At 68.9% G+C, this 20,091-nt stretch carries 21 protein-coding genes; 2 read left to right on the forward strand and 19 right to left on the reverse strand.

What is annotated here, in order from left to right; all coding sequences use genetic code 11:
- A partial coding sequence (locus ACOJTB_RS21825; protein WP_465248401.1) for an FAD-dependent oxidoreductase occupies positions 1 to 527 on the forward strand: 527 nt, incomplete at its 5' end.
- Positions 528 to 629: 102 nt separating this feature from the next.
- Here ACOJTB_RS21825 and ACOJTB_RS09560 read toward each other — a convergent pair.
- The 5 genes from ACOJTB_RS09560 to yajC form a co-directional block, all read right to left on the reverse strand.
- Entirely contained in the window at positions 630 to 1,538 is a 909-nt protein-coding gene (locus tag ACOJTB_RS09560; RefSeq protein ID WP_420102295.1) for a phytoene/squalene synthase family protein, read from the reverse strand.
- A gap of 93 nt (positions 1,539 to 1,631) precedes the next feature.
- Positions 1,632 to 2,009, reverse strand: coding sequence for an Mth938-like domain-containing protein (locus ACOJTB_RS09565; RefSeq protein WP_420102296.1), 378 nt, complete (start codon positions 2,007 to 2,009; stop codon positions 1,632 to 1,634).
- A 12-nt stretch (positions 2,010 to 2,021) separates the two neighbouring features.
- Complete coding sequence (gene secF, locus ACOJTB_RS09570; protein ID WP_420102297.1) at positions 2,022 to 2,984, reverse strand: protein translocase subunit SecF; 963 nt, start codon at positions 2,982 to 2,984, stop codon at positions 2,022 to 2,024.
- 26 nt (positions 2,985 to 3,010) lie between these two features.
- Positions 3,011 to 4,621 carry a protein translocase subunit SecD gene (secD, locus tag ACOJTB_RS09575; RefSeq protein ID WP_420102298.1) on the reverse strand — a complete coding sequence of 537 codons (1,611 nt, stop codon included), beginning with the start codon at positions 4,619 to 4,621 and terminating at the stop codon, positions 3,011 to 3,013.
- 68 nt (positions 4,622 to 4,689) lie between these two features.
- Positions 4,690 to 5,016: a preprotein translocase subunit YajC gene (gene yajC / locus ACOJTB_RS09580; RefSeq protein WP_420102299.1), complete on the reverse strand. Its 327-nt coding sequence runs from the start codon at positions 5,014 to 5,016 to the stop codon at positions 4,690 to 4,692.
- 277 nt (positions 5,017 to 5,293) lie between these two features.
- On the opposite strand from yajC, the gene ACOJTB_RS09585 reads away from it, so the two are divergent.
- Positions 5,294 to 6,181: an ATP-binding protein gene (locus ACOJTB_RS09585; protein ID WP_420102300.1), complete on the forward strand. Its 888-nt coding sequence runs from the start codon at positions 5,294 to 5,296 to the stop codon at positions 6,179 to 6,181.
- Between the two features lie 207 nt (positions 6,182 to 6,388).
- Here the strand turns inward: ACOJTB_RS09585 and ACOJTB_RS09590 are convergent, their stop codons facing one another.
- The 14 genes from ACOJTB_RS09590 to ACOJTB_RS09655 form a co-directional block, all read right to left on the reverse strand.
- Positions 6,389 to 7,822, reverse strand: coding sequence for a peptidoglycan DD-metalloendopeptidase family protein (locus ACOJTB_RS09590; RefSeq protein WP_420102301.1), 1,434 nt, complete (start codon positions 7,820 to 7,822; stop codon positions 6,389 to 6,391).
- 195 nt (positions 7,823 to 8,017) lie between these two features.
- Positions 8,018 to 8,695: a protein-L-isoaspartate O-methyltransferase family protein gene (locus ACOJTB_RS09595; protein ID WP_420102302.1), complete on the reverse strand. Its 678-nt coding sequence runs from the start codon at positions 8,693 to 8,695 to the stop codon at positions 8,018 to 8,020.
- A gap of 63 nt (positions 8,696 to 8,758) precedes the next feature.
- The gene (surE, locus tag ACOJTB_RS09600) at positions 8,759 to 9,520 is read right to left on the reverse strand and encodes a 5'/3'-nucleotidase SurE (RefSeq protein WP_420102303.1); all 762 of its coding nucleotides are present in this window, start codon (positions 9,518 to 9,520) and stop codon (positions 8,759 to 8,761) included.
- 1 nt (position 9,521) lies between these two features.
- Entirely contained in the window at positions 9,522 to 10,931 is a 1,410-nt protein-coding gene (serS, locus tag ACOJTB_RS09605) for a serine--tRNA ligase (RefSeq protein WP_420102313.1), read from the reverse strand.
- A 195-nt stretch (positions 10,932 to 11,126) separates the two neighbouring features.
- Complete coding sequence (gene tatC / locus ACOJTB_RS09610) at positions 11,127 to 11,930, reverse strand: twin-arginine translocase subunit TatC (RefSeq protein ID WP_420102304.1); 804 nt, start codon at positions 11,928 to 11,930, stop codon at positions 11,127 to 11,129.
- Positions 11,927 to 12,640: a Sec-independent protein translocase protein TatB gene (gene tatB / locus ACOJTB_RS09615; RefSeq protein ID WP_420102305.1), complete on the reverse strand. Its 714-nt coding sequence runs from the start codon at positions 12,638 to 12,640 to the stop codon at positions 11,927 to 11,929. Before tatB ends, tatC begins: the two co-directional genes overlap by 4 nt.
- Before the next feature lie 101 nt (positions 12,641 to 12,741).
- Positions 12,742 to 12,987 (reverse strand): twin-arginine translocase TatA/TatE family subunit, encoded by a 246-nt coding sequence (locus tag ACOJTB_RS09620; protein WP_420102306.1) that lies wholly within the window; start codon positions 12,985 to 12,987, stop codon positions 12,742 to 12,744.
- Between the two features lie 82 nt (positions 12,988 to 13,069).
- A complete protein-coding gene (locus ACOJTB_RS09625; RefSeq protein ID WP_420102307.1) occupies positions 13,070 to 14,185 on the reverse strand; it encodes an ABC transporter ATP-binding protein in 1,116 nt (371 codons plus the stop codon).
- 25 nt (positions 14,186 to 14,210) lie between these two features.
- Positions 14,211 to 14,909, reverse strand: coding sequence for an SMC-Scp complex subunit ScpB (gene scpB / locus ACOJTB_RS09630; RefSeq protein WP_420102308.1), 699 nt, complete (start codon positions 14,907 to 14,909; stop codon positions 14,211 to 14,213).
- On the reverse strand, positions 14,906 to 15,733 hold the full coding sequence (locus ACOJTB_RS09635; RefSeq protein ID WP_420102309.1) for a segregation and condensation protein A: 828 nt from the start codon (positions 15,731 to 15,733) through the stop codon (positions 14,906 to 14,908). The genes scpB and ACOJTB_RS09635 overlap by 4 nt, the downstream gene beginning before the upstream one ends.
- A gap of 193 nt (positions 15,734 to 15,926) precedes the next feature.
- Positions 15,927 to 16,937, reverse strand: coding sequence for a beta-N-acetylhexosaminidase (nagZ, locus tag ACOJTB_RS09640; RefSeq protein WP_420102310.1), 1,011 nt, complete (start codon positions 16,935 to 16,937; stop codon positions 15,927 to 15,929).
- A gap of 51 nt (positions 16,938 to 16,988) precedes the next feature.
- A complete protein-coding gene (locus ACOJTB_RS09645) occupies positions 16,989 to 18,083 on the reverse strand; it encodes a TRAP transporter substrate-binding protein (RefSeq protein WP_420102311.1) in 1,095 nt (364 codons plus the stop codon).
- Between the two features lie 173 nt (positions 18,084 to 18,256).
- Entirely contained in the window at positions 18,257 to 19,855 is a 1,599-nt protein-coding gene (locus ACOJTB_RS09650) for an SPOR domain-containing protein (RefSeq protein WP_420102312.1), read from the reverse strand.
- A 99-nt stretch (positions 19,856 to 19,954) separates the two neighbouring features.
- Positions 19,955 to 20,091, reverse strand: a 137-nt coding sequence (locus tag ACOJTB_RS09655) for a DALR anticodon-binding domain-containing protein (RefSeq protein WP_420102314.1), incomplete at its 5' end; no start/stop codon positions are given.

Raw genomic sequence — 20,091 nt, forward strand, 5'->3', positions numbered from 1 at the left:
ATGCCGAGCAGGCCCGCATCTTTCGGATGATCCCGGGGCTCCAGAACGCGGAGTTCGCGCGGCTCGGCGGCATCCACCGCAACACCTATCTGGATTCGCCCAAGCTGCTCGACGAGCGGCTGCGGCTGAAGGCCGATCCGCGGCTGCGCTTCGCCGGCCAGATCACCGGCTGCGAAGGCTATGTCGAGAGCGCCGCCATCGGCCTGCTCGCCGGGCGCATGGCGGCGGCGGAAAGGCTCGGCCACGAGTTGCCCTTGCCGCCTGCCACGACGGCGCTGGGCGCGCTCGTCAACCACATCACCGGCGGCCACATCCAGACCATCGACGAGGGGCCGCGCTCCTTCCAGCCGATGAACATCAATTTCGGCCTCTTCCCGCCGATCGAGGGCGTCGCCAAGACCGGCCCGGACGGCAAGCACCTGAAGGGTCCCGCCAAAAGCCTCGCCCGCAAGCAGGCGCTCACGGTGCGGGCGAAGCAGGTGATGGAGGAATGGGCCGGCGGCGGCACGGCGCAAGCGGCTGAGTAGGGGGTGCGGTCAGCGCGGGGAACCCTCTCCCTCCGGGAGAGGGTTCCCCGCGCAATTACGTTTAATTGCGCATCCGTTGCAACGCACCGCTGCTGTCCGCCTCTACCTGCGCCGCGCCGCCCGCCAGATCACCCACTGACGCCGCCAGCCCGGCAGGGTGATGATCGTCCGGTAGGGATCGTAGCCAGGCCGCTCCATCTGCCTGAGATAAGGCTCGACCAGCGCGACCGGCAGAAAAGCCGGGCGCATCGCGGGCGGCACCGTATCCGAGAGGCTGGTCAGGCGCTTGAGATGGCTGCGCGCGATCTCGCGCAGCTCCTTCAGCGTGTAGAGCACCCCCGGCCCGCCGCGCCCGCGCACGATGTCGTCCCGCGTCACGCCGTTGCGGGCGAGGATGTCGGCCGGCAGATAGACCTGCCCCTCCGCCGCATGCCAGGGGAAGGACCGCATCAGCCCGGCCAGCGCATAGGCGACGCCGGCATGGCCGCAGGCCGTGGCCCCGCCCGGATCGCGGCCCCCCGCCAGCACGATGCAGGCGAGCCGGATCAGCGCGCCGACCGTCTCCCCGGCATAGCCCTCCAGATCGCGCAGGGACGGCATGGGGTCGTCATAGAGATCGAAGGTGCGCGCATCGATGAGGTCGGTCAGCGGCGCGATCGGCAGGCGGTAGCGCTTCACCGTGTCGAGCAGCGCGGCTGCCACCGGATGGGCCTGTGCCTCGCCGGCCGGCTGGCCCTCCAGCAGGTCGCGCCACCATTGCAGCCGCACCTCACCCGGCAGCGGCTCGCTGACCAGCGCCCTCACCCGCGCAATCTCCAGGCTGAACGCATAGAGCGCGAACAGCCCGTGGCGCCGCGCGTCGGGCGCATAGAGGCAGCTGATATAGCGGTCGTGATCCTGCTCGCGCACCAGCGCCGCGCAATGCGCATAGGCATCGGCCAACCCTGCCGGCGGCACCTGCGGCTGCGGCTCGGTCTCGGTCTGCGGCTTGGTCTCGCCTGGGCCCGTCATCACGGCCTCTCTTTCATCACCCCAATCTAGGGCAAGGATGACCGCTTCGCCATGCCCGGCGGCAGGCGCCGGCAAATCGTCGCAAGCAGCAGCCTACTCGACGGCGATCAGCGCCGCGGCGACGCGCCGGTCCTCGGCCACGAGCACGTTGTAGGTGCGGGCGGCGGCCCCCGTCGCCATCCCCTCGACCGTGATGCCGGCGGCCCTGAACGGCTCGCGCAGCGCCGGCGGCACGAAGGCGATGTCGGGCCCGGTGCCGATGATCAGGAAGTCGATCGCCTCCGCCTCGTCCAGGATCGGCTGCAGGCTCTCGGCGGTGATCTCCGAAAACCGCGCCGGGGTCCAGATGCGGATGCCGCCGGGCGTCGCCAGGATCGAGCCGCGATGGCTCATCTGCGCGAAGCGGAACCCCCCGGCGCCGATCGCATCGAGCGGCCAGCGGCCGGGCACGAACCCCTCGAAGCGCGCCATGCCGGCGGCGCCTCAGCCGGCCTTGGGCTTGGCGGCGGGGGTCTTGGTCCCGGCCTTTTCACGCGCCTCGTCCCGGGCGGTCTGGCTGCGAACATCCATGTAGAGCAGCACCGGCGTCGAGACGAACATCGCCGAATAGGTGCAGACCACGACGCCGAACAGCATCACCAGCGCGAAGCCCTCGATCGCCGAGCCGCCGAACAGCACCAGCGCCAGCAGCGACAGGAAGGTCGTGGTCGCGGTCATCGCCGTGCGCGAGAGGGTGGAGTTCACCGAGAGGTCGAGCAGCTCGGGGATCGGCATGGTCTTGTAGCGGCGCAGCAATTCGCGCGTGCGGTCGAACACCACCACCGTCTCGTTCAGCGAATAGCCGACGATGGTCAGGATCGCAGCGATCGAGGTGAGATTGAACTCAAGCCGCGTGATCAGGAAAAAGCCGATCGTGAGCACGATGTCGTGCAGCGTGCCGAGGATCGCGCCGATCGCCAGCGGCATCTCGAAGCGGAACCACAGATAGATCAGAACGCCCATGATCGCGAGCACGACGCCGAGCGTGCCGGCCTGGACCAGCTCGCCCGAGACGCGCGGGCCGACCGTCTCGACGCGGCGGAAATCATAGTCGGCGGAGAAGGCCTCGCGAGCCTTCTGCACCACCATCTGCTGCGCCGCCTCGCCGCCCGGCTGCAGCGCAAAGCGCATCGACAGCTCGTTGCCGCCGCCGAACTCCTGCACCTCGCTCTCGCCGAATCCGAGGCCGTTGGCGGTCTGGCGCATCTTGGCGATGTCGACCGCACCGCTCTTGGCCTGCATCTCGATCAGCGTGCCGCCCTTGAAGTCGATGCCGAAATTCAGCCCGACGGTCATGAACAGCACGATCACCAGGATCGAATAGGCCGCCGACAGCGGATAGCTGAACCGCCGGAACCAGACGAATTTGAAGCGGGTGTTGTCGGGAACGATGCGAAGCAGGCGCATGGCGTGTTTCCTCTCCGGCGCCGGCGTCAGAACGGGAGCCGCTTGGGCTTGGCCCAGCGATACCACAGCGCGATCAGCATCCGCGTCAGCGTCACCGCCGTGATGACGGTCGTGAGGATGCCGAGAATAAAGACCACCGCGAAGCCGCGGACGGGGCCGGAGCCCAGCGAGAACAGCGCCACCGCCGCGATCAGCATCGTGACGTTCGAGTCGATGATGGTCGCGAAAGCGCGCTGGAAGCCGGCTTCGAGCGCCGATACGAGGCTGCGGCCGGCATGTTCCTCCTCCCGCATGCGCTCATAGATCAGCACGTTGGAATCCACCGCCGTGCCGATCGTCAGCACGATGCCGGCGATGCCGGGCAGCGTCATCGTCGCGCCGAGCAACGACATCAGGCCGAAGATCAGGCAGACATGGACGAGCAGCGCGATGCTGGCGATGAGGCCGAACACGCCATAGGTCGCGAGCATGTAGATCACCACCAGCACGGTCGCGATCAGGGTCGCCAGCTTGCCGGCATGGATCGAATCGGCGCCGAGGCCGGGGCCGACCGTGCGCTCTTCCACGATCGTCATCTTCGCCGGCAGCGCGCCGGCGCGCAGCAGGATCGACAGGTTGTTGACCTGCTGCACGGTGAAATTGCCGGAGATCTGGCCCGAGCCGCCGGTGATCGGCGACTGGATGACCGGGGACGAAATCACCTTGTTGTCGAGCACGATGGCCAGCGGACGGCCGAGATTCTCGGTGGTGATCTGGCCGAAGCGCTGCGCGCCGCGGATGTTGAAGCGGAAATTCACGATCGGCTGGCCGGAGCGCGAATCGAAGGAGGGCTGCGCATCGACGAGGTCGGCGCCGTCCACCACGGGCTGGCGCAGCACCGGCACCAGCTGGCCATTCGCATCCTGCGAAGGCAGCATGTCGACATCGGAGCTGTTGGCGTCGCCGACGAGGCGGAATTCCAGCTTGGCGGTGTCGCCGAGGATTTCCTTCAGCCGCTGCGAATCCTGCAGGCCGGGCACCTGCACCAGAATGCGGTCGAGGCCCTGGCGCTGGATGTTCGGCTCGGTGGTGCCCAGCGCATCGACGCGCCGGCGCAGAACCTCCATCGCCTGCTCCACGGCGCGGCGGATGCGCTCGTTGGAGCCCGCCTCGGTCACGCCGAGTTGCACAAGCCCGTCCGGCTGCTCGGTGATCGCGATCGACTGGTTGCCCGAGGGGCCGAAGGCACCGATCGTGCCGATTGGCTGGGAGAGCTCGCGCAGCTTCGGCAGCACCCGCGCCCGCTCGGCGGCGTCCGGGATACGAACCTGCACGCCGCGGCCGGTGGTCTGGATGCCGCCGGGGATGCTGACGCGCTCCTCGCGCAGGATGCGGCGCACATCGTCGCGCAGCTGCGTCACCTGGCTGCGGACGAGGTCGGCCCGGTCGATCTCAAGCAGCACATGCGAGCCGCCCTGCAGGTCGAGGCCGAGCACCACCGCATGGGTGGGCAGCAGGAAGCGCGGGATCCAGGACGGGGCATTGGCCTCGATCGCCTTGCGTGTCTCGGGCGAGAACAGGTTCGGCACGGCGAGCCCACAGCCGAAGATCAGCACGAGCAGGACGAGAATGACCTTGCGGGCCTGGAGACGAAGCATGTGCGGAGGATGCCTTGTTGCAAGGCCGGCCCGCATCCGGGCCGGCGATCGTCAGCGGCGGAGCGCTCTCAGCCCTTGACCGGCTCGGTCTTGGAGCGGACGTCCTGGATCATGCCGCGCACGATCCGCACCCGCACGCCCTCGGCGATCTCGGCCTCGACCTCGGCATCGTCGATCACCTTCGACACTTTGGCGATCAGCCCGCCCGAGGTGATGATGGTATCGCCGCGGCGCACATTCTTGATCAGTTCCTGATGAGCCTTGGCCCGGCGCTGCTGCGGGCGGATGATCAGGAACCACATGATCACGAAAATCAGCAGGAACGGCACCAGCTGGATCAGCATGTCGGCACCGCCGGCTGCGCCCGGGGCCTGAGCAAAAGCGGGAGTGATCACAAAAGGCTCCTTAGGGTGCGGCGGCAGCGGCCGCCGGCCAAAATACGGTCGGTGAGGTGAAGCGCGGCGGAACGCCGGCTCCGGCCGCGAAAAGCGCGCGGACTATAGCCAGCAACGCCGTGAAATCAATCGGACCGGCCCGCGGATGCGAGCCGGTCCCTCACCTATGGCCTCCCCGATGGCGACGCAATGCTCTTGCGGCCGTGCCGCCGGAGGAATTATGGGACAATGACCGTAACGGACGTTACGGTTCGGACGCGAATCGGGACATGCGATGATGAGCCACACTGCCGACCCCGCTGGCGAGGCGACGCTCGCCGCCCTGCTGCGCATCGCCTCGGCGCTGGAGCGGCTGGCGCCCCCGCCGCGCCAAGCGCTCGATCTCGATGCCGCCGACGCTTTCGTCTGGCATGCGGCCGCGGCGGAGCTGGCACCGGTGCCGAAGGTGAACCGGGTGGCGCTCGCGCTGCTGCGCGGCGTCGACCGCGTGCGCGACACGCTGGCGGAGAACACCGAGCGCTTCGCGAAAGGCCTGCCCGCCAACAATGTGCTGCTCTGGGGCGCGCGCGGCATGGGCAAGTCCTCTCTGGTCAAGGCCGTCCATGCCGATACCAACCAGCGGCGCGCCGCCGGCGAGCGGGCCCTGAAGCTGATCGAGATCCATCGCGAGGACATCGACAGCCTGCCGGCGCTGATGAGCCAGCTGCGCGCTGATCCGCATCGCGCCATCGTCTTCTGCGACGATCTGTCCTTCGACGGCGACGACACCTCCTACAAATCGCTCAAGGCCGCGCTCGACGGCGGCGTCGAGGGCCGGCCGGAAAACGTCGTGTTCTACGCCACCTCGAACCGCCGCCATCTGCTCCCGCGCGACATGATGGAGAACGAGCGCTCGACCTCGATCAATCCCGGCGAGGCGGTGGAGGAGAAGGTTTCGCTCTCGGACCGGTTCGGCCTCTGGCTCGGCTTCCACAAATGCAGCCAGGACGACTATCTGGCGATGATCGACGGCTATGTCGCGCATTTCGGGCTCGCCATCGACCCCGACGAACTGCGCCGCGACGCGCTGGAATGGGCGACGACGCGCGGCTCCCGCTCCGGCCGCACGGCCTGGCAGTACATCCAGGACCTCGCCGGCCGGCTGGGCAAGCGGCTGGAGGGTTGAGCGCGTCATTCCCGGGCTCAGCGAAGCTTAAACCCGAGAATCCCATGCCGGATACCGCCCCAAAAAGCCGACTGGCCCCGGGATGCTGGGGTCGAGCCCGAGCATGACGAGCCCGCCACGGCTCAAAAACAAAACGGGGCGAGCCGTTCTGGCTCGCCCCGTTCCGATTCGATCGGGAGGGTCTCGCGATACCGATCGAACATTCGGTCAGTTGTTCAGATAGGGCGTCGGATCGACGGGGGTGGAGCCCTTGCGCAGCTCGAAATGCAGCTGCGGCGAGGAGACGTTGCCGGTCTGGCCGGAACTGGCGACCACCTGCCCGCGCTTGACGCTGTCGCCGCGCTTCACCTTGAGCTCGCCATTGTGAGCGTAGGCCGAGACATAGCCGTTGGGGTGCCGGATCAGGACGAGATTGCCGTAGCCCTTCAGCTCGCTGCCGGCATAGGCGACCGTGCCGGCCTCGGCGGCTTTCACCGGCGTTCCGTCCGGCACCGCGATGTTGAGGCCCTCATTGCCGCCCTTGCCGGCAAAGCCCGAGATGACGCGGCCGCGCACCGGCCAGCGGAAATCCGCCTTGTCTCCGCTGGAGGCCGCCTCCTCCTGCTTGGGCAGGCTGGCGGTGGTCTTCGGATCGGCGACCGGCTCGGCCTTGGCGACGACAGGCGCCGGCGTGGCGGCGGCTTTGGGCTCGGCCGCCGGCGCGCTGGCGACGACAGCGGCCTTGGCCGGCTTTTCTGCCGGCACGGCCGCGGTCTTCGCGGGCTTCGGCTCGGCAGCTTTGGGCTCGGCAACCGGCTTTGCGGCGGCAGCGACCGGAGCGGCACCCTTGCGCGCCTCGGCCTTGGCCTTGGCCTCGGCAGCGAAGCGAGCCCGCGATTCGCGCATCGCCTGCGCATCGGCGGCGGCTTTCGCCTTGGCTTCGGCCTCGGCGGCGGCCTTGGCCTCCTTGGCGGTGCGTGCCTGGGCGGTCTTGTCGACGGCGGCCGGGCGCTCGGCAGGAGCCGGACCACGCACGAAACCGCGCGGCTCGGCGGCGGCGGGCGCAGCAGCAGGAGCAGGAGCAGCCGCGACACGCGGCGCGGCAGCCGGCGCGGCTGCGACACTGCCGGCGCCGCTGGCATTGTAGACCGGGATGGTAATGCGGGTGCCGGGCGCGACATTGCCGCTGGACAGACCATTCGCCGAGAGCAGCGCCGCACGCGGCACGCCATAGCGGGAGGCGATCATGTCGATGGTCTCGCCCTGGGCCATCACGATCGGCGTGCCGCCCTGCGCCGTCCAGCCGGCGGCGCTGCCGCCGGAGGCAGGGGCCGGGGCCGCAGCGACGGGAGCCGAGGCGGACATCGGCGCGGCCGGCGCCGCGATCGGAGCGCTGGCGACCGGCGGCGGCGGAGGCAGCGCCTGGGAACGCACGACCGGTGAGGAGGGAACCGACTGGACCGGCGCGCTGCCGATGGACCCCGTGGTGACCGGATCGCGTGTCGCGGCCGGGGCCTGCGCAGTGCGGAACGGATTGTCGAACGGGGTCTCGGTGAAGCGCACGGCATCCGACGAGCAGGCACTGACGCCGAGGGCCAGCAGGCAGACCGTCGACAGGCGGCTGAGGATACGGAAATCGACCGATCCGGCTTGGCTAAACATGGGCAGAGTACTCGCGAACGACGCAACTCGATGACCGCGATTAAAGTCCTGTTCAGGTTACGAAAGGGTTTCTGCCCGAAAGCGCGGATTCATTTTTCCGGAATTTTGTCGGCTGCCGAAAAAGGGGCAGCCCCACGGGCGGTCGCGCCGCCTCGCGCGACGGCCCCCGGCCTGTCAGCCCTGCGAATACGGCGGTCAGAGCGCCTGGGCGCGTCCGGGGATCAGCGGCGGCAGGCGCAGCGGCGGGCCCAGAGCATGGTCGAAGCTGTCCTCATCGGCCCGCGTCACCACCACGCGGCGCGCCGCCCCCTCGACCCGCAGCGCCCCGACCAGCCGTCCGCCTCGGGCGAGCCGCGCCAGCAGGGCTTCCGGCACCGCATGGGTGACGCCGTTGACGAGGATCCGGTCGAAGCGCCCCAGCGTGCGATCCGGCTGGAAGCCGTCGGCATGGCGCAGATCGACGGCGCCGCCGAACCCGCTCCCCGCGACCCGCTCATGCGCGGCCAGGGCGAGCGAGCGGTAGCGCTCCAGCGAGACCACCTCCCCGCCCAGAGCCGCCAGCAGCGCCGAGACATAGCCCGAGCCGGTGCCGACCTCGAGCACCCTCGCACCCGGCTGCATATCGAGCGCGACGAGCAGATTGGCGACGGTGAAGGGCGCGGTCATCGTCTGCCCACAGGGCAGCGGCACGGAGACGTCCTGCCGTGCGAGATCGGCGAAGCGCGAGGGCGCGAACCGGTCCCGCGGCACCCGCTCCATCGCCCGCAGCAGCGGCAGGTCGCGCACGCCCCGCGCCCGCAGCGACAGCAGGAAGGCGACCGTGCGCTCGCCCTCGCTGGCGGGGGTTTCGTCGGTCATGGGGGCGTCGGCCATCTCAGCCCTCATCCCGAGGAGCCGCGAAGCGGCGTCTCGAAGGATGGCGGCCGAGCGTCACGCTCACCCGAACACCCGCGCGAAACGGGTCAGGGTCGGCTCATGCGTGAGATCCAGCTCCAGCGGCGTCACCGAGATGCGGCTCTCGGCCAGCGCCTTCAGGTCGGTGCCGTTGCCCGGCTCCTTGCGGCTGCGCTGGAAGGCTATCCAGAAATAGGGATTGCCGCGCCCGTCCTGCCGCGGCTCCAGCCGCATCAGCTCCTGGTCGCGCCGGCCCTGCACCGTCACCGCCACGCCCTGGACGTCGTCCGGGGCCGCGTTGGGGAAGTTCAGGTTGAACAGCACATCGGCCGGGATCCCCTCCTCCAGCAGCTTGCGCAGGATGCCCGGCGCATGCCGCTCGGCGCAGTCCCAGCGGATCTGGTTGCGGTCGCCCGGCGCATAGGACTGGCTGAGCGCGACCGAGGGAATGCCGAGCAGCGTGCCTTCCATCGCCGCGGCGATGGTGCCCGAATAGGTGACGTCCTCGGCGACGTTCGCGCCGCGATTGACGCCCGACAGCACAAGATCCGGCCGCGCCTCGGCCATGACCGAGCGCACCGCCATGATCACGCAATCGGTGGGTGTGCCCGCCACCGCATAGCGCTTCTCCGCGATCTGGCGCAGGCGCAGCGGGTTCGACAGCGACAGCGAATGGGCGACGCCGGACTGGTCGGTCTCCGGCGCCACGACCCAGACATCGTCGGAGAGCGCACGCGCGATGCGCTCCAGCACCTCCAGCCCTTCGGCATGAATGCCGTCATCGTTTGTGACGAGGATGCGCATCTCAAGCCGCCTTCTCGATGCGCGTCACGCCGCGCATATAGGGCACCAGCACCTCCGGCACGGTGATCGAGCCGTCGGCGTTCTGGTAGTTCTCCATCACCGCGATCAGCGCCCGGCCCACCGCCGTGCCGGAACCGTTCAGCGTGTGGACGAAGAACGGTCCCTTGCCGTCCCTGGTCTTGTAGCGGGCGTTCATCCGCCGCGCCTGGAAATCTCCGCAGACCGAGCAGGACGAGATCTCGCGATAGGTCTTCTGCCCCGGCAGCCAGACCTCGATGTCCCAGGTCTTCTGCGAGGCGAAGCCCATATCGCCGGTGCAGAGCGTCATGACGCGATAATGCAGGTCGAGCTTCTTCAGCACCGCCTCGGCGCAAGACAGCATGCGCTCATGCTCCTCGCGCGATTTTTCGGGCGCGGTGATCGAGACCAGCTCGACCTTCTCGAACTGGTGCTGGCGCAGCATGCCGCGCGTGTCGCGCCCGGCCGAGCCGGCCTCGGCCCGGAAGCAGGGGGTGAGTGCGGTGTAGCGGCGCGGAAGCTCCTCCTCGGAGAGGATGGATTCGCGGACGAGATTGGTCAGCGGGACTTCGGCCGTGGGAATGAGCCACTGCCACTCACGGTTTTCGATCTGCTCCTTAAGGTCACTTAAGGCTTGAAGCAGCGAATCCGCGTCACCCTCGGCAGGCTTCAGCACCTTTTGCCAAACCTCCGGATCGATGATCCGCGAAGCCAAAAACTGGTCATCCGCAAATTTTGGCAGTTGGGCAGTGCCGAACATCACGTCCTTATTGACGATCAGCGGCGGCATCACTTCCGTGTACCCATGCTCCTCCGTATGAGTGTCGAGCATGAACTGCCCGATCGCCCGCGAAAGCCGCGCGATCTGGTTCTGCAGCACGACGAAGCGCGATCCGGAGAGCTTGGCCGCCGTCTCGAAATCCATCTGGCCGAGCGCCTCGCCCAGCTCGAAATGCTGCTTGGGATCGTTGACGCCCCTGAGCAGCCCACGCTCCTCCGGCTTCACGCCATCGACATGCAGCACGACATTGTCATGCTCGTCGGCACCGTCCGGCACATCGTCGAAGGGCACGTTGGGGATCGCCGCGAGCGCCTCGTCGAGCTTGCCCTTGGCGATCTTTTCCTCGGCTTCCAGCGCCGGCTGGGCATCCTTGAGCGCCGCGACCTCGGCCTTCAGAGCATCGGCGCGCGCGACATCCTTCGCGCCCATCGCCTTGCCGATCTCCTTGGAGAGCGCATTGCGCCGCTCCTGCGTCGCCTGAGCCTTGGCGATGGCAGAGCGCCGCTCATCGTCCAGCGCCAGCAGCGACGACGACAGCGGCTCCAGCCCCCTGCGTGCGAGCCCCTTGTCGAACGCCTCGGCGTTCTCGCGAATCCAGCGGATATCGTACATCGTCTTGGCCAATCAGCGCTGCGGAGCGCAGCGCTGATGCTCTAGACCGGGATCGCGCGCGAGGGAACAGGGTTCCGCACCGCTAACGGCGTCATTGCGAGCACAGCGAAGCAATCCAGGGGCCGTAGAACTGTGCCGCCCCTGGATGGCTTCGTCGCTGACGTTCCTCGCAATGACGGGGTAGTCGCCCCGCCCCTACTCCGCCGCCGTCTCGTCCGTCACGGGCTTCCGCTCAACCCGCTTTACCGAGAAGATCGAGAGTTCGTAGAGCAGCAGCATCGGCACGGCGAGCATCAGCTGCGAGATCACGTCCGGGGGGGTCAGCACCGCCGCCACCACGAAGACGAAGACGATCGCGTAGCGGCGCTTTTCCCTCAGGAAGGTCGAATCGATGATCCCGGCCTGCCCCAGCAGCGTCAGAATCACCGGCAGCTGGAAGGCGACGCCGAAGGCGAAGATCAGCGTCATGATCAGCGAGAGATATTCGCTGACCTTGGGCAGGAGCGCGATGCCGGCCTGATTCTCCGTCGCCGCCTGCTGCATGCCGAGCGAGAACTTCATCAGCACCGGCATGGCGAAGAAGAAGACCAGCAGCGCGCCCAGCGTGAAGAACACCGGCGTCGCCACGAGATAGGGCGCGAAGGCCGCCTTCTCGTTCTTGTAGAGCCCGGGCGCGACGAATTTGTAGACCTGCGTCGCGATCACCGGGAAGGCAAAGAAGCCGGCGCCGAAGGCCGCGACCTTGATGTGCGTGAACAGCAGCTCCAGCGGGCCGGTATAGATCAGCTGCGCGTTGGCGGCGTTCCCGGCCGCCCAGACATAGGGCAGGACGAGCAGGTTGTAGATCTGCGTCGAGAAGCCGAAGCAGATGAAGAACATGATCAGGAAGGCGATGAGCGACTTGATCAGCCGCGAGCGCAATTCGATCAGGTGGTCCAGAAGCGGCGCCCGGGAGGCCTCGATCTCGTCCTCGCCGTCACGGGGGTTGGCGAGGCTCATGCCGAGTTCTCCTGGTTCTTCGTCTCCGCGGCGGGCTCGGCCGGATCAGCCTTGGGCTTGCGCTTGCGCGCCGGCTTGGCGGGCTCGGACGCCTCGGGAAACGGGCTGTCGGCTTCGAGCGGCGCGTCGGCCACGACCTTGACGCTGCGCTTGCCCGCAGACGGGCGCGCAGCCGCTTCGGCGGGGGCCTCGGCCAGGTCCGCCGGCGCAGCCGCATCATCCTCGACCTTGACCTTGCGCACCCGCTTCGGCTTGGCGGCCGGCACGGGTTCGGCCGCGGGCGTCGGCGTTTCGGCCGCGATATCGACCGGCGGCAGCTCCGGCATCGGCAGATCGGCGAGCTTGGCCTCCGCCTGCTTCAGCGCAGCCTCCTCGGCCGCTTTCTCTTCCGCTGACTTGGCTTCGGCAGCCGCCGCTGTCTCGGCCGTGCTGGGCGCGTGGAATTCCTTGGGCTGATCGATCGGCTTGTAGTCGGTATTGAAGCTGTCGGAGACCGAGCCGCCGACATCCTCGACCTTCTTCTTGAGATCGGCGAGTTCCGCCTCGCGCATCGCCTCGTTGAACTGCCCCTGGAACTCGGTCGCCATCCGGCGCACCTTGCCGATCGTCTGCCCGACCGTGCGCAGGACTTTCGGCAGATCCTTGGGGCCGATCACGACGAGCGCAACCGCTCCGATCAGCACCATCTCGCTCCAGGCGATGTCGAACATCGACGGTTCTTCCTATCCGCGCACCAGCGCCCCGCCCCCTCGGGCCGGACGCCGGCTTCCGCGCAACAGCGACGACAGCGGCCCGGCGGGCCGCGACGGCATCAGGCCTTGTGCTCGGCCTTGGCCTGGGCCTCGGCCTGCGCATTGCTGGCCTTGACGCTGTCGATCACCTTGGGATCGACGGTGCCGGCGGTCGGCGTCGGCTCGTCATCCTCGGCCATGCCCTTCTTGAAGGATTTGATGCCCTTGGCGACGTCGCCCATCAACTCCGAAACCTTGCCGCGACCGAACAGCAGCATCACGATGACGCCGACGACGATCCAGTGCCAAATGCTCACGCCACCCATGGCGAACTCCTCCGAAAATGCGTTTCAAAGGGGCTGGCACCAACACGATCCCCGGCCCCGGTCGATCGTTCGGCGGCGGAACCTATTGATCCGCCGCAGGAAACACAAGGACTTCCTCGGGTGCGATCGTGACCCCGACCTCATGGCCTGCCAGCATGGTTTCCGGCAGGGCGGCGCGCACCGTCAGGGGTCGCTCCAGCCCGGTGACGGCGACCAGCGCATGGTCGGCCTCGCCGAGAAAGCGGCGCGAGATCAGCCGCCCGGCGAGCCCGCAACCGGCCGCATGCAGGCCGATCCGGTGGGGCCGGATGCAGACGACAGCCGCCTCCCCCTCCGCCAGCCCCGGCGCGGGAAGACGCCCGAAGGGCAGCGCCACCGCGCCACCCGAGACCTTCGCTTCCACCTCGTTGAAGTCGCAGAAAAATCGGGCGGCAAAGAGGCTGTCCGGCCGACGATAGAGCTCTTCGCCCGTTCCGCTCTGCACGATGCGCCCGGCCCGCATCAGCACGATCCGGTCGGCGATGCGCATCGCGTCTTCGGGATCATGCGTGACGATCATCGCCGTCGCACCCGTCTCCCGCAGCAGGGCCGCCGTTTCCTCGCGCACGGCATCGCGCAGGCGCCGGTCGAGATTGGAGAAGGGCTCGTCCATCAGCAGCACACCCGGCCGCGGCGCGATGGCGCGCGCCAGGGCCACGCGCTGCTGCTCTCCGCCCGAAAGCATATGCGGGAAGGATTCGGCCAGATGCGCCAGCCCCACCCGGTCGAGCGCGCGCAGGGCGATCCCGGTCGCCGCTGCCTGCCCATCCGCGCGCAGGCCGAAGCGCACATTGTCCAGAACGCTGAGATGCGGAAACAGCGCATAATCCTGGAAGACGAAGCCGATGCCGCGATGCTCCGGCTCGACGAAGGCGCCGGGCGCCGAGACGTCCCGCCCCTCCAGCAGGATGTGCCCCGCGCTCGGCCGCTCGACGCCGGCGGCGAGCCGCAGCAGCGTCGTCTTGCCGCAGCCCGATTGCCCGAGCAGCGCCACGATCTCGCCCGGCCGCACGGTAAGCGACACCTCCGACAGGGCCGTCACCGCCCCGAAGCGCTGCGTCACCGCCTCGAAGCCGAGCGCCATCGGAATGGCGGCGCCCACCGTTCCGCGCTGACCCCAGCTGCGCCAGCCGCTCGTCTTCGCCTTGGTCGCCGACATGATATCCCGTGCTGCCTGTCCCGGATCAGCCCTGTTGCGGGCCGCCCTCCCCGTCGTCAAGCGGCGAGAACAGATCGCCCAGCGGGTCCTCGTCCTCCCGCAGGGACGGATCGTCGTCGGGAACCGGGACTCCGACATCGCGGGTTAGCCGGCCCTCGATCAGCCCCGAGCCCTTGAGTTCGTCGAGCCCGGGCAGATCGTCGATCCGATCGAGACCGAAATGGTCGAGAAAGCCGCGCGTGGTCCCATAGGTCACGGGCCGGCCCGGCGAGCGGCGCCGGCCGCGCAGCCGCACCCAACCGGCTTCCAGCAGGATGTCGAGCGTGCCCTTGGCGGTGGCGACACCCCGGATTTCCTCGATCTCGGCGCGCGTCACCGGCTGGTGATAGGCGATGATGGCGAGCACCTCGAGCGCGGCGCGCGAGAGCCTGCGCGGCGGCTGCGCCTCCGCCGCAAGCAGATAGCCGAGATCGGGCGCGGTGCGGAACGCCCAGCCGCCGGCGACCTGGCGCAGTTGCACGCCACGCGCCTCATAGGCGCCGGCCAGATGGTGGAGCACCGTCCCGATCGCGATTCCCGCCGGCACCGAACGCGCCAGCTCCTCCGCCGTCAGCGGCACGGCGGAGGCAAACAGCAGCGCCTCGGCGATCCGCGCGGCGAGGATGAAGGCCTCGTCGTCTCCCGCTGCTTCCGGCAGCCCGATCCCGGCGGCGCTGCCGCTCACGACGTCTCTCCCGCAAAGGGCAAGGCCGGCGGCCTCGCCGAACGGCGGCGGATCTCGATCGGCGCGAAGGCCCGCTCCTGGCGCAGGTCCAGCACGCCCTCCCGCGCCATCTCCAGCATCGCGGAGAGGGCCGAGGCCCGCACCGTCGCCGCCATCTCCCGCGCCGGCAAGCCGTGGCGCTGCATATACTGCGCCAGATAGCCGTCGATCCCGGTCCAGTCGCCTGCCTCGCCGACGAGCCGCTGCAGGGCTTCGCGCGCCTCGACCAGCGACCACACCACCCGCTGGCCGATCGAGATGTGCCCCTGCACCCGCTTCATCCGCTGCTGCGCATAGGCCGACAGCAGATCGTACAGTTCCGCCTCCCAGACCGGCTTCGCGCCGGCGACCACGGGCTCCGGCGCACCCCGCGCGAACACGTCCTGCCCCAGCCTCTGACGGGCCGAGAGCTTGTCGGCGGCGGCGCGGATCGCCTCCAGCCGCCGCAGCCGAAGCGCCAGCGCGGTGGCGAGATCGGCTGCGCTCGGCTCGTCCGTCTTGGGTGGCTCGGGCAGCAGCAGGCGGGATTTCAGATAGGCGAGCCACGCCGCCATGACGAGATAATCCGCCGCCAGTTCGAGCCGCAGCGCCCGCGCCTCCTCGACGAAGGCGAGATATTGCTCCGCCAGAGCCAGAATCGAGATGCGGTGCAGATCGACCTTCTGCCGGCGCGCCAGTTCCAGCAGGAGGTCGAGCGGCCCTTCATAGCCGTCGACATCGACGCGCAGCCCCGGCCCCTCGCCCGGCTGCGCGCGATCCTCCTCGAATGGCAGTTCGGCGATCATGATCCGAGCCTTACCCCCTCCCGCGCAGCACCCATAGCCCTCATCCTGCGGAGCCGCGGTACGCGGCGTCTCGAAGGATGGTCCGAGAAGCGCCGGAGCCTTCTGAAGCATCCTTCGAGACGCAAGCTGATGCTTGCTCCTCAGGATGAGGGCTGAAGGAAACCAGCGCGGTTCCGAGGGCAGGATCGACGGTTCAGGCTCCCGAACCCAGCACCACCGCGACCTCTGCCCGCGCCGCCTCCAGATCGACCGGCTCGGGCTCGTGGCGGATGCGGCCGAGCGCGGCAGCGGCGCGGCGCTTGCGGGCGCCGCTCATCTCCGGCACCGCCCCGGCGATGGCGACCATTTCCTCCATGATGCCATGGCAATGCAGCACAACATCGACGCCCGCGCGGATCGCGGCGGCGGCCTTGGCCTCGAACGAACCGGAGAGCGCCTTCATCGAGATGTCGTCTGTCATGATCAGGCCGTCGAAGCCGATCTCATTGCGCATGATGTCGCGGACGATCCGCTTCGAGACGGTCGCCGGGTTCTTGGGATCGAGCGCGGTGAAGACAACATGGGCCGTCATCGCCAGCGGCATGTCGGCCAGATGCCGAAACGGCCGGAAATCCTGCGCGCGCAGCGCCTCCAGCGAGGCGTCGACGACCGGCAGATCATGGTGGCTGTCGGCCCGCGCCCGGCCATGGCCGGGCATGTGCTTGATCACCGGCAGCACGCCGCCGGCGATCATGCCCTCCGCCGCCGCGCGCCCGAGCCGTGCAACCTCGTCCGGGTCATGGGCATAGGCGCGGTCGCCGATCACGTCATGGCTGCCGGAAACCGGCACGTCCAGCACCGGCAGGCAGTCCACGTCGATGCCGACTTGTCTGAGATCATGTGCCATCAGCCGCGCCGAGAGCCGGACCAGCTCGCGCCGCCGCAGCGGGTCGTTGACGCCCAGAAAGGCGCGGGCCGGCGGGTATTTGGGCCAGTTCGGCGGGGCCATGCGCTGCACACGCCCGCCTTCCTGATCGATCAGGATCGGCGCGTGCCAGCCCACCGTCTCCCGCATCTGCGCGGCGAGCGCGGCGACCTGCTCCGGCGTCTGCGTGTTGCGCCGGAACAGAATGAAGCCCCAGGGGCTCGCATCCCGGAAGAAGGCCCGCTCGTCGGCGGTGAGGCTGGTGCCGAGACAGCCGGCGATGAAGGCGCGCGAGGTCATGCCATGGGGTTAGGAAGCGGCGCGGGCGCGGTCAAGCGCCCGCGCAGCCGATCACTTCACCTGCGCGTAATTCTGCGCGTTGAAGGCGTCGAAGGGCAGCTCCGCGATCCGGAACCAGACCTGCTCCTTGCGCCAATAGGGCAGGAAGGAATCGTAGAAGGTCTTGAAATGCGGGTTGCTGGCAGCGAGCTCGCCATACATGGCGAAAGCCTCCTTGAACGCCGCCGCCATCACATCCGGCGGGAAGGGCCGCAGCTCAGCCCCGGAGCCGACCAGGCGCAGCAGGCCATCGGGATTGTTGTGATCGTATTTGGCGACGCACAGCGCATTCGCCTCGGCGCAAGCCATCTCCAGCACGGCCTTGTAGGTGGGCGGCAGTTCGTTCCACTTGTCGAGATTGGCGAGGAAGCTGACATTCGCATTCCCCTCCCAGAAGCCCGGATAATAATAGTATTTCGCGACGCGCACGAAGCCGAGCTTCTCGTCGTCATAGGGGCCGGAGAACTCGACCGCGTCGAGCGTGCCTCGCTCCAGCGCCGGATAGATGTCCCCGCCGGCGATGGTCTGGGGCACGACGCCGAGCCGCGCCATGATGCGCCCGCCGAGGCCCGCGATGCGGAATTTCAGCCCCTTCAGGTCGTCGAGAGTCTTGATCTCCTTGCGGAACCAGCCGCCCATCTGCGCGCCGGTATTGCCCGAGGGGATGGTGTGGCAGTTATAGGTCTTCATGAAGGCGCGGCACAGCTCCAGCCCACCGCCCTGATAGAGCCAGGCGTTCTGCTGGCGGGTGTTGAAGCCGAAGGGCAGCGAGGTCTCGAAGGCGAAGGCCGGATCCTTGCCGATATAGAAGCTCGACAGGGTATGGCTGCACTCCACCGTTCCGTTCTGCACCGCGTCGAGTGCCTGCAGAGCGGGCACGATCTCGCCGGGGGCGAAGACCTGAATCTGGAAATTCCCGTCGGTGGCCTCGGCGACGCGCTTGGCCACGTGGGTCGAGATGCCATAGAGCGTGTCGAGGCTCTTGGGATAGCTCGATGTGAGGCGCCAGCTCACCTTCGGCTGCGATTGCGCGATGGCGGGTGCCGCGATGACGGCGCTGCCCGCCGCCCCTGCTCCGGCGACCTTGACGAAACGACGGCGATCCATGGTGTTCCTCCAACTGATGCCCGCTTGGCGCGGCTGCATCGCTCTTTGTGCGTGTCGTCGCATGGAGGCACGGCTGGAGCAAGGCCGGCCGGGATCGCCCGGGCATGCCGCAGCGCATAACGAAAAGGCGGCGCCGAAGCGCCGCCTTTCGCAAGAAGCTCGGATTGCCCGGCTCAGTTCTTGGCGATGAAGCACTGCCCGCCGGCGGCCTGCAGCTGCGAGCACATCGAGGCGGCATCCTCCCGCGAATAGGGGCCGACACGCAGGCGATAAACGGTCTTGCCGCCGGCCAGATCGGTCCTGCGCACGATCGGCGACGCGCCGCCGAGCACGCTGCCATATTTCTTCTGCAGCGCCGAGAAGGTGGCGCGCGCCTCCGCCTCGCTGCCGGGCGCCGCGAGCTGCACCACGAAATCGCCATTGCCGGCGCGCGGAGCCGTGACGGCCGTGGCAGCCTGGGCCGGCGCGGCCGAGGGAGCGGCGGCCTGTGCCGGCGGGGCGCTGGCGAGGCGCATCGGCGCGGACGGCGTCGTCGCGGCCGGCGGGGTGGCGGTCTGGGGCCGCGCCGTCGGCAGCGGTGCAGTTGCCGTGGTGGCGGTGGTGGAACCGGTGGTGCGCGGCGCCGTGGAGCCGGTGGCGGCGGCGGTCTGGCTCGGCGCGGCGGCGGGGGCCGGCGTGCCGTCCGGGCGGATGGCGACGGTGCGGACCTTGCGCGGTTCGCCCAGCCCCGGAACCGGCGGCATCGGCGTCAGCGCGGGCTCGGGCTGGACGATGCTGCGCTCGGGAACGGCGGCGACGACGGGGGCCGTAGCGGTCGCCGAGCCCGGGCCCGGCATCACCACCCGCGGCGGCAGGGCGCGGGCGGCCTGCTGCACATCGACAGGCTGCTCCTCGTTGCTGACCACCTTCGTCTGCTTCTGCGGCTGCTCGGCGGTACGCTCGTAGATCTGCTTGTTCTGATTCGGGATTTCGGTTCCGCCCGGATTGGCGGGCTCGACCTTGACCGGCCCCTTGTCGGCCGCGATGACCGGAGGCGCGCCGTTGCCTGCGCTCGAACCGCCGCGCGTCATCATCCATCCGCCGACCCCGAGCACGCCCAGGGCGACCACGGCCGCGGCGGCGAAGAGCCCCTTGCGGGAGCGGCGCGGCTCGAGCTCGGACAGTTCCTCATCCTCATAGACGGGCTGCGCGCCCTGATAATACGCGCCGTCCAAGGCCTGACCGACCTGATCCGGCTCCTGCGCGCCATAGGCGGGCTGCGAGGCTTGATAAGACCGATCCTCGTCGAAGTCGCGCGCCTGCGGCACGCCTCGCCCGGCTTCGGCTTGCAGCGGCGCATGAGCCTGAGCCGCGCGATAGGAATGGACAGGCTCATGCGAGGCTGGCTCGTGAAAGGCGGACTCGTCCTCGTGGGAGCGCTCCGCGGCGGCCGCCGCCCCGCGCGGGGGCTCGCCCCGACGCAGCAGGGCCTCGAACTCGTCGAGCGCACCGCGCATCTCGGCCGGCGGGATCGGCGAAGGTGCGACACTCGGCGCAGGCGCGGGCGGCACCACCGAGAAGCTCGGCTCCTGACGCTGCGGCTGCGGCGCGAGGGCCGGGGCACGGCGCTCGGAGAAGATGTCCTTCAGCGGGTCGTCCTGGCCGACGATGCGCGTCAGCTCGGCCAGCGGATCATTCGCCTGACCCGGGCGCGGCGCCTGACCCGCGGAACGGAGCTGACGCTCCAGATCCTCGAGGTCGAGCGCGAAACGGTTTCTTGCTGGCTCACTCATGGCACGATCCATTCCAGCGAGGGTCGCCCCCTCGCATGGAAGGACCGAAAGCCCGCGCGGTCAACCTGACCTTGTGCGCGCCGCCGGAACCGAGCCCCGTCAGCGCATCTCTTCCGGCGCCGCAACTCCGGCGACAGCCAGACCGGAAGCAAGAACGCCGCGCACCGCATGCACGAACGCCAATCTCGCCAGGGTCGACTTTCGATCAGTTTGATTAACGAACCGTAATTGCGGCG

It is taken from the genome of Allobosea sp. (assembly GCF_048595345.1).
Classification (GTDB): domain Bacteria; phylum Pseudomonadota; class Alphaproteobacteria; order Rhizobiales; family Beijerinckiaceae; genus Allobosea.

Bases quoted from the DNA above. Each gene is read 5' to 3' on its own strand.
- ACOJTB_RS09560 (WP_420102295.1), bottom strand. From the start codon at position 1,538: ATGACGGGCCCAGGCGAGACCAAGCCGCAGACCGAGACCGAGCCGCAG.
- ACOJTB_RS09565 (WP_420102296.1), bottom strand. From the start codon at position 2,009: ATGGCGCGCTTCGAGGGGTTCGTGCCCGGCCGCTGGCCGCTCGATGCG.
- secF (WP_420102297.1), bottom strand. From the start codon at position 2,984: ATGCGCCTGCTTCGCATCGTTCCCGACAACACCCGCTTCAAATTCGTC.
- secD (WP_420102298.1), bottom strand. From the start codon at position 4,621: ATGCTTCGTCTCCAGGCCCGCAAGGTCATTCTCGTCCTGCTCGTGCTG.
- ACOJTB_RS09585 (WP_420102300.1), top strand. From the start codon at position 5,294: ATGAGCCACACTGCCGACCCCGCTGGCGAGGCGACGCTCGCCGCCCTG.
- ACOJTB_RS09590 (WP_420102301.1), bottom strand. From the start codon at position 7,822: ATGTTTAGCCAAGCCGGATCGGTCGATTTCCGTATCCTCAGCCGCCTG.
- ACOJTB_RS09595 (WP_420102302.1), bottom strand. From the start codon at position 8,695: ATGGCCGACGCCCCCATGACCGACGAAACCCCCGCCAGCGAGGGCGAG.
- surE (WP_420102303.1), bottom strand. From the start codon at position 9,520: ATGCGCATCCTCGTCACAAACGATGACGGCATTCATGCCGAAGGGCTG.
- serS (WP_420102313.1), bottom strand. From the start codon at position 10,931: ATGTACGATATCCGCTGGATTCGCGAGAACGCCGAGGCGTTCGACAAG.
- tatC (WP_420102304.1), bottom strand. From the start codon at position 11,930: ATGAGCCTCGCCAACCCCCGTGACGGCGAGGACGAGATCGAGGCCTCC.
- tatB (WP_420102305.1), bottom strand. From the start codon at position 12,640: ATGTTCGACATCGCCTGGAGCGAGATGGTGCTGATCGGAGCGGTTGCG.
- ACOJTB_RS09620 (WP_420102306.1), bottom strand. From the start codon at position 12,987: ATGGGTGGCGTGAGCATTTGGCACTGGATCGTCGTCGGCGTCATCGTG.
- ACOJTB_RS09625 (WP_420102307.1), bottom strand. From the start codon at position 14,185: ATGTCGGCGACCAAGGCGAAGACGAGCGGCTGGCGCAGCTGGGGTCAG.
- ACOJTB_RS09635 (WP_420102309.1), bottom strand. From the start codon at position 15,733: ATGATCGCCGAACTGCCATTCGAGGAGGATCGCGCGCAGCCGGGCGAG.
- nagZ (WP_420102310.1), bottom strand. From the start codon at position 16,937: ATGACCTCGCGCGCCTTCATCGCCGGCTGTCTCGGCACCAGCCTCACC.
- ACOJTB_RS09645 (WP_420102311.1), bottom strand. From the start codon at position 18,083: ATGGATCGCCGTCGTTTCGTCAAGGTCGCCGGAGCAGGGGCGGCGGGC.
- ACOJTB_RS09650 (WP_420102312.1), bottom strand. From the start codon at position 19,855: ATGAGTGAGCCAGCAAGAAACCGTTTCGCGCTCGACCTCGAGGATCTG.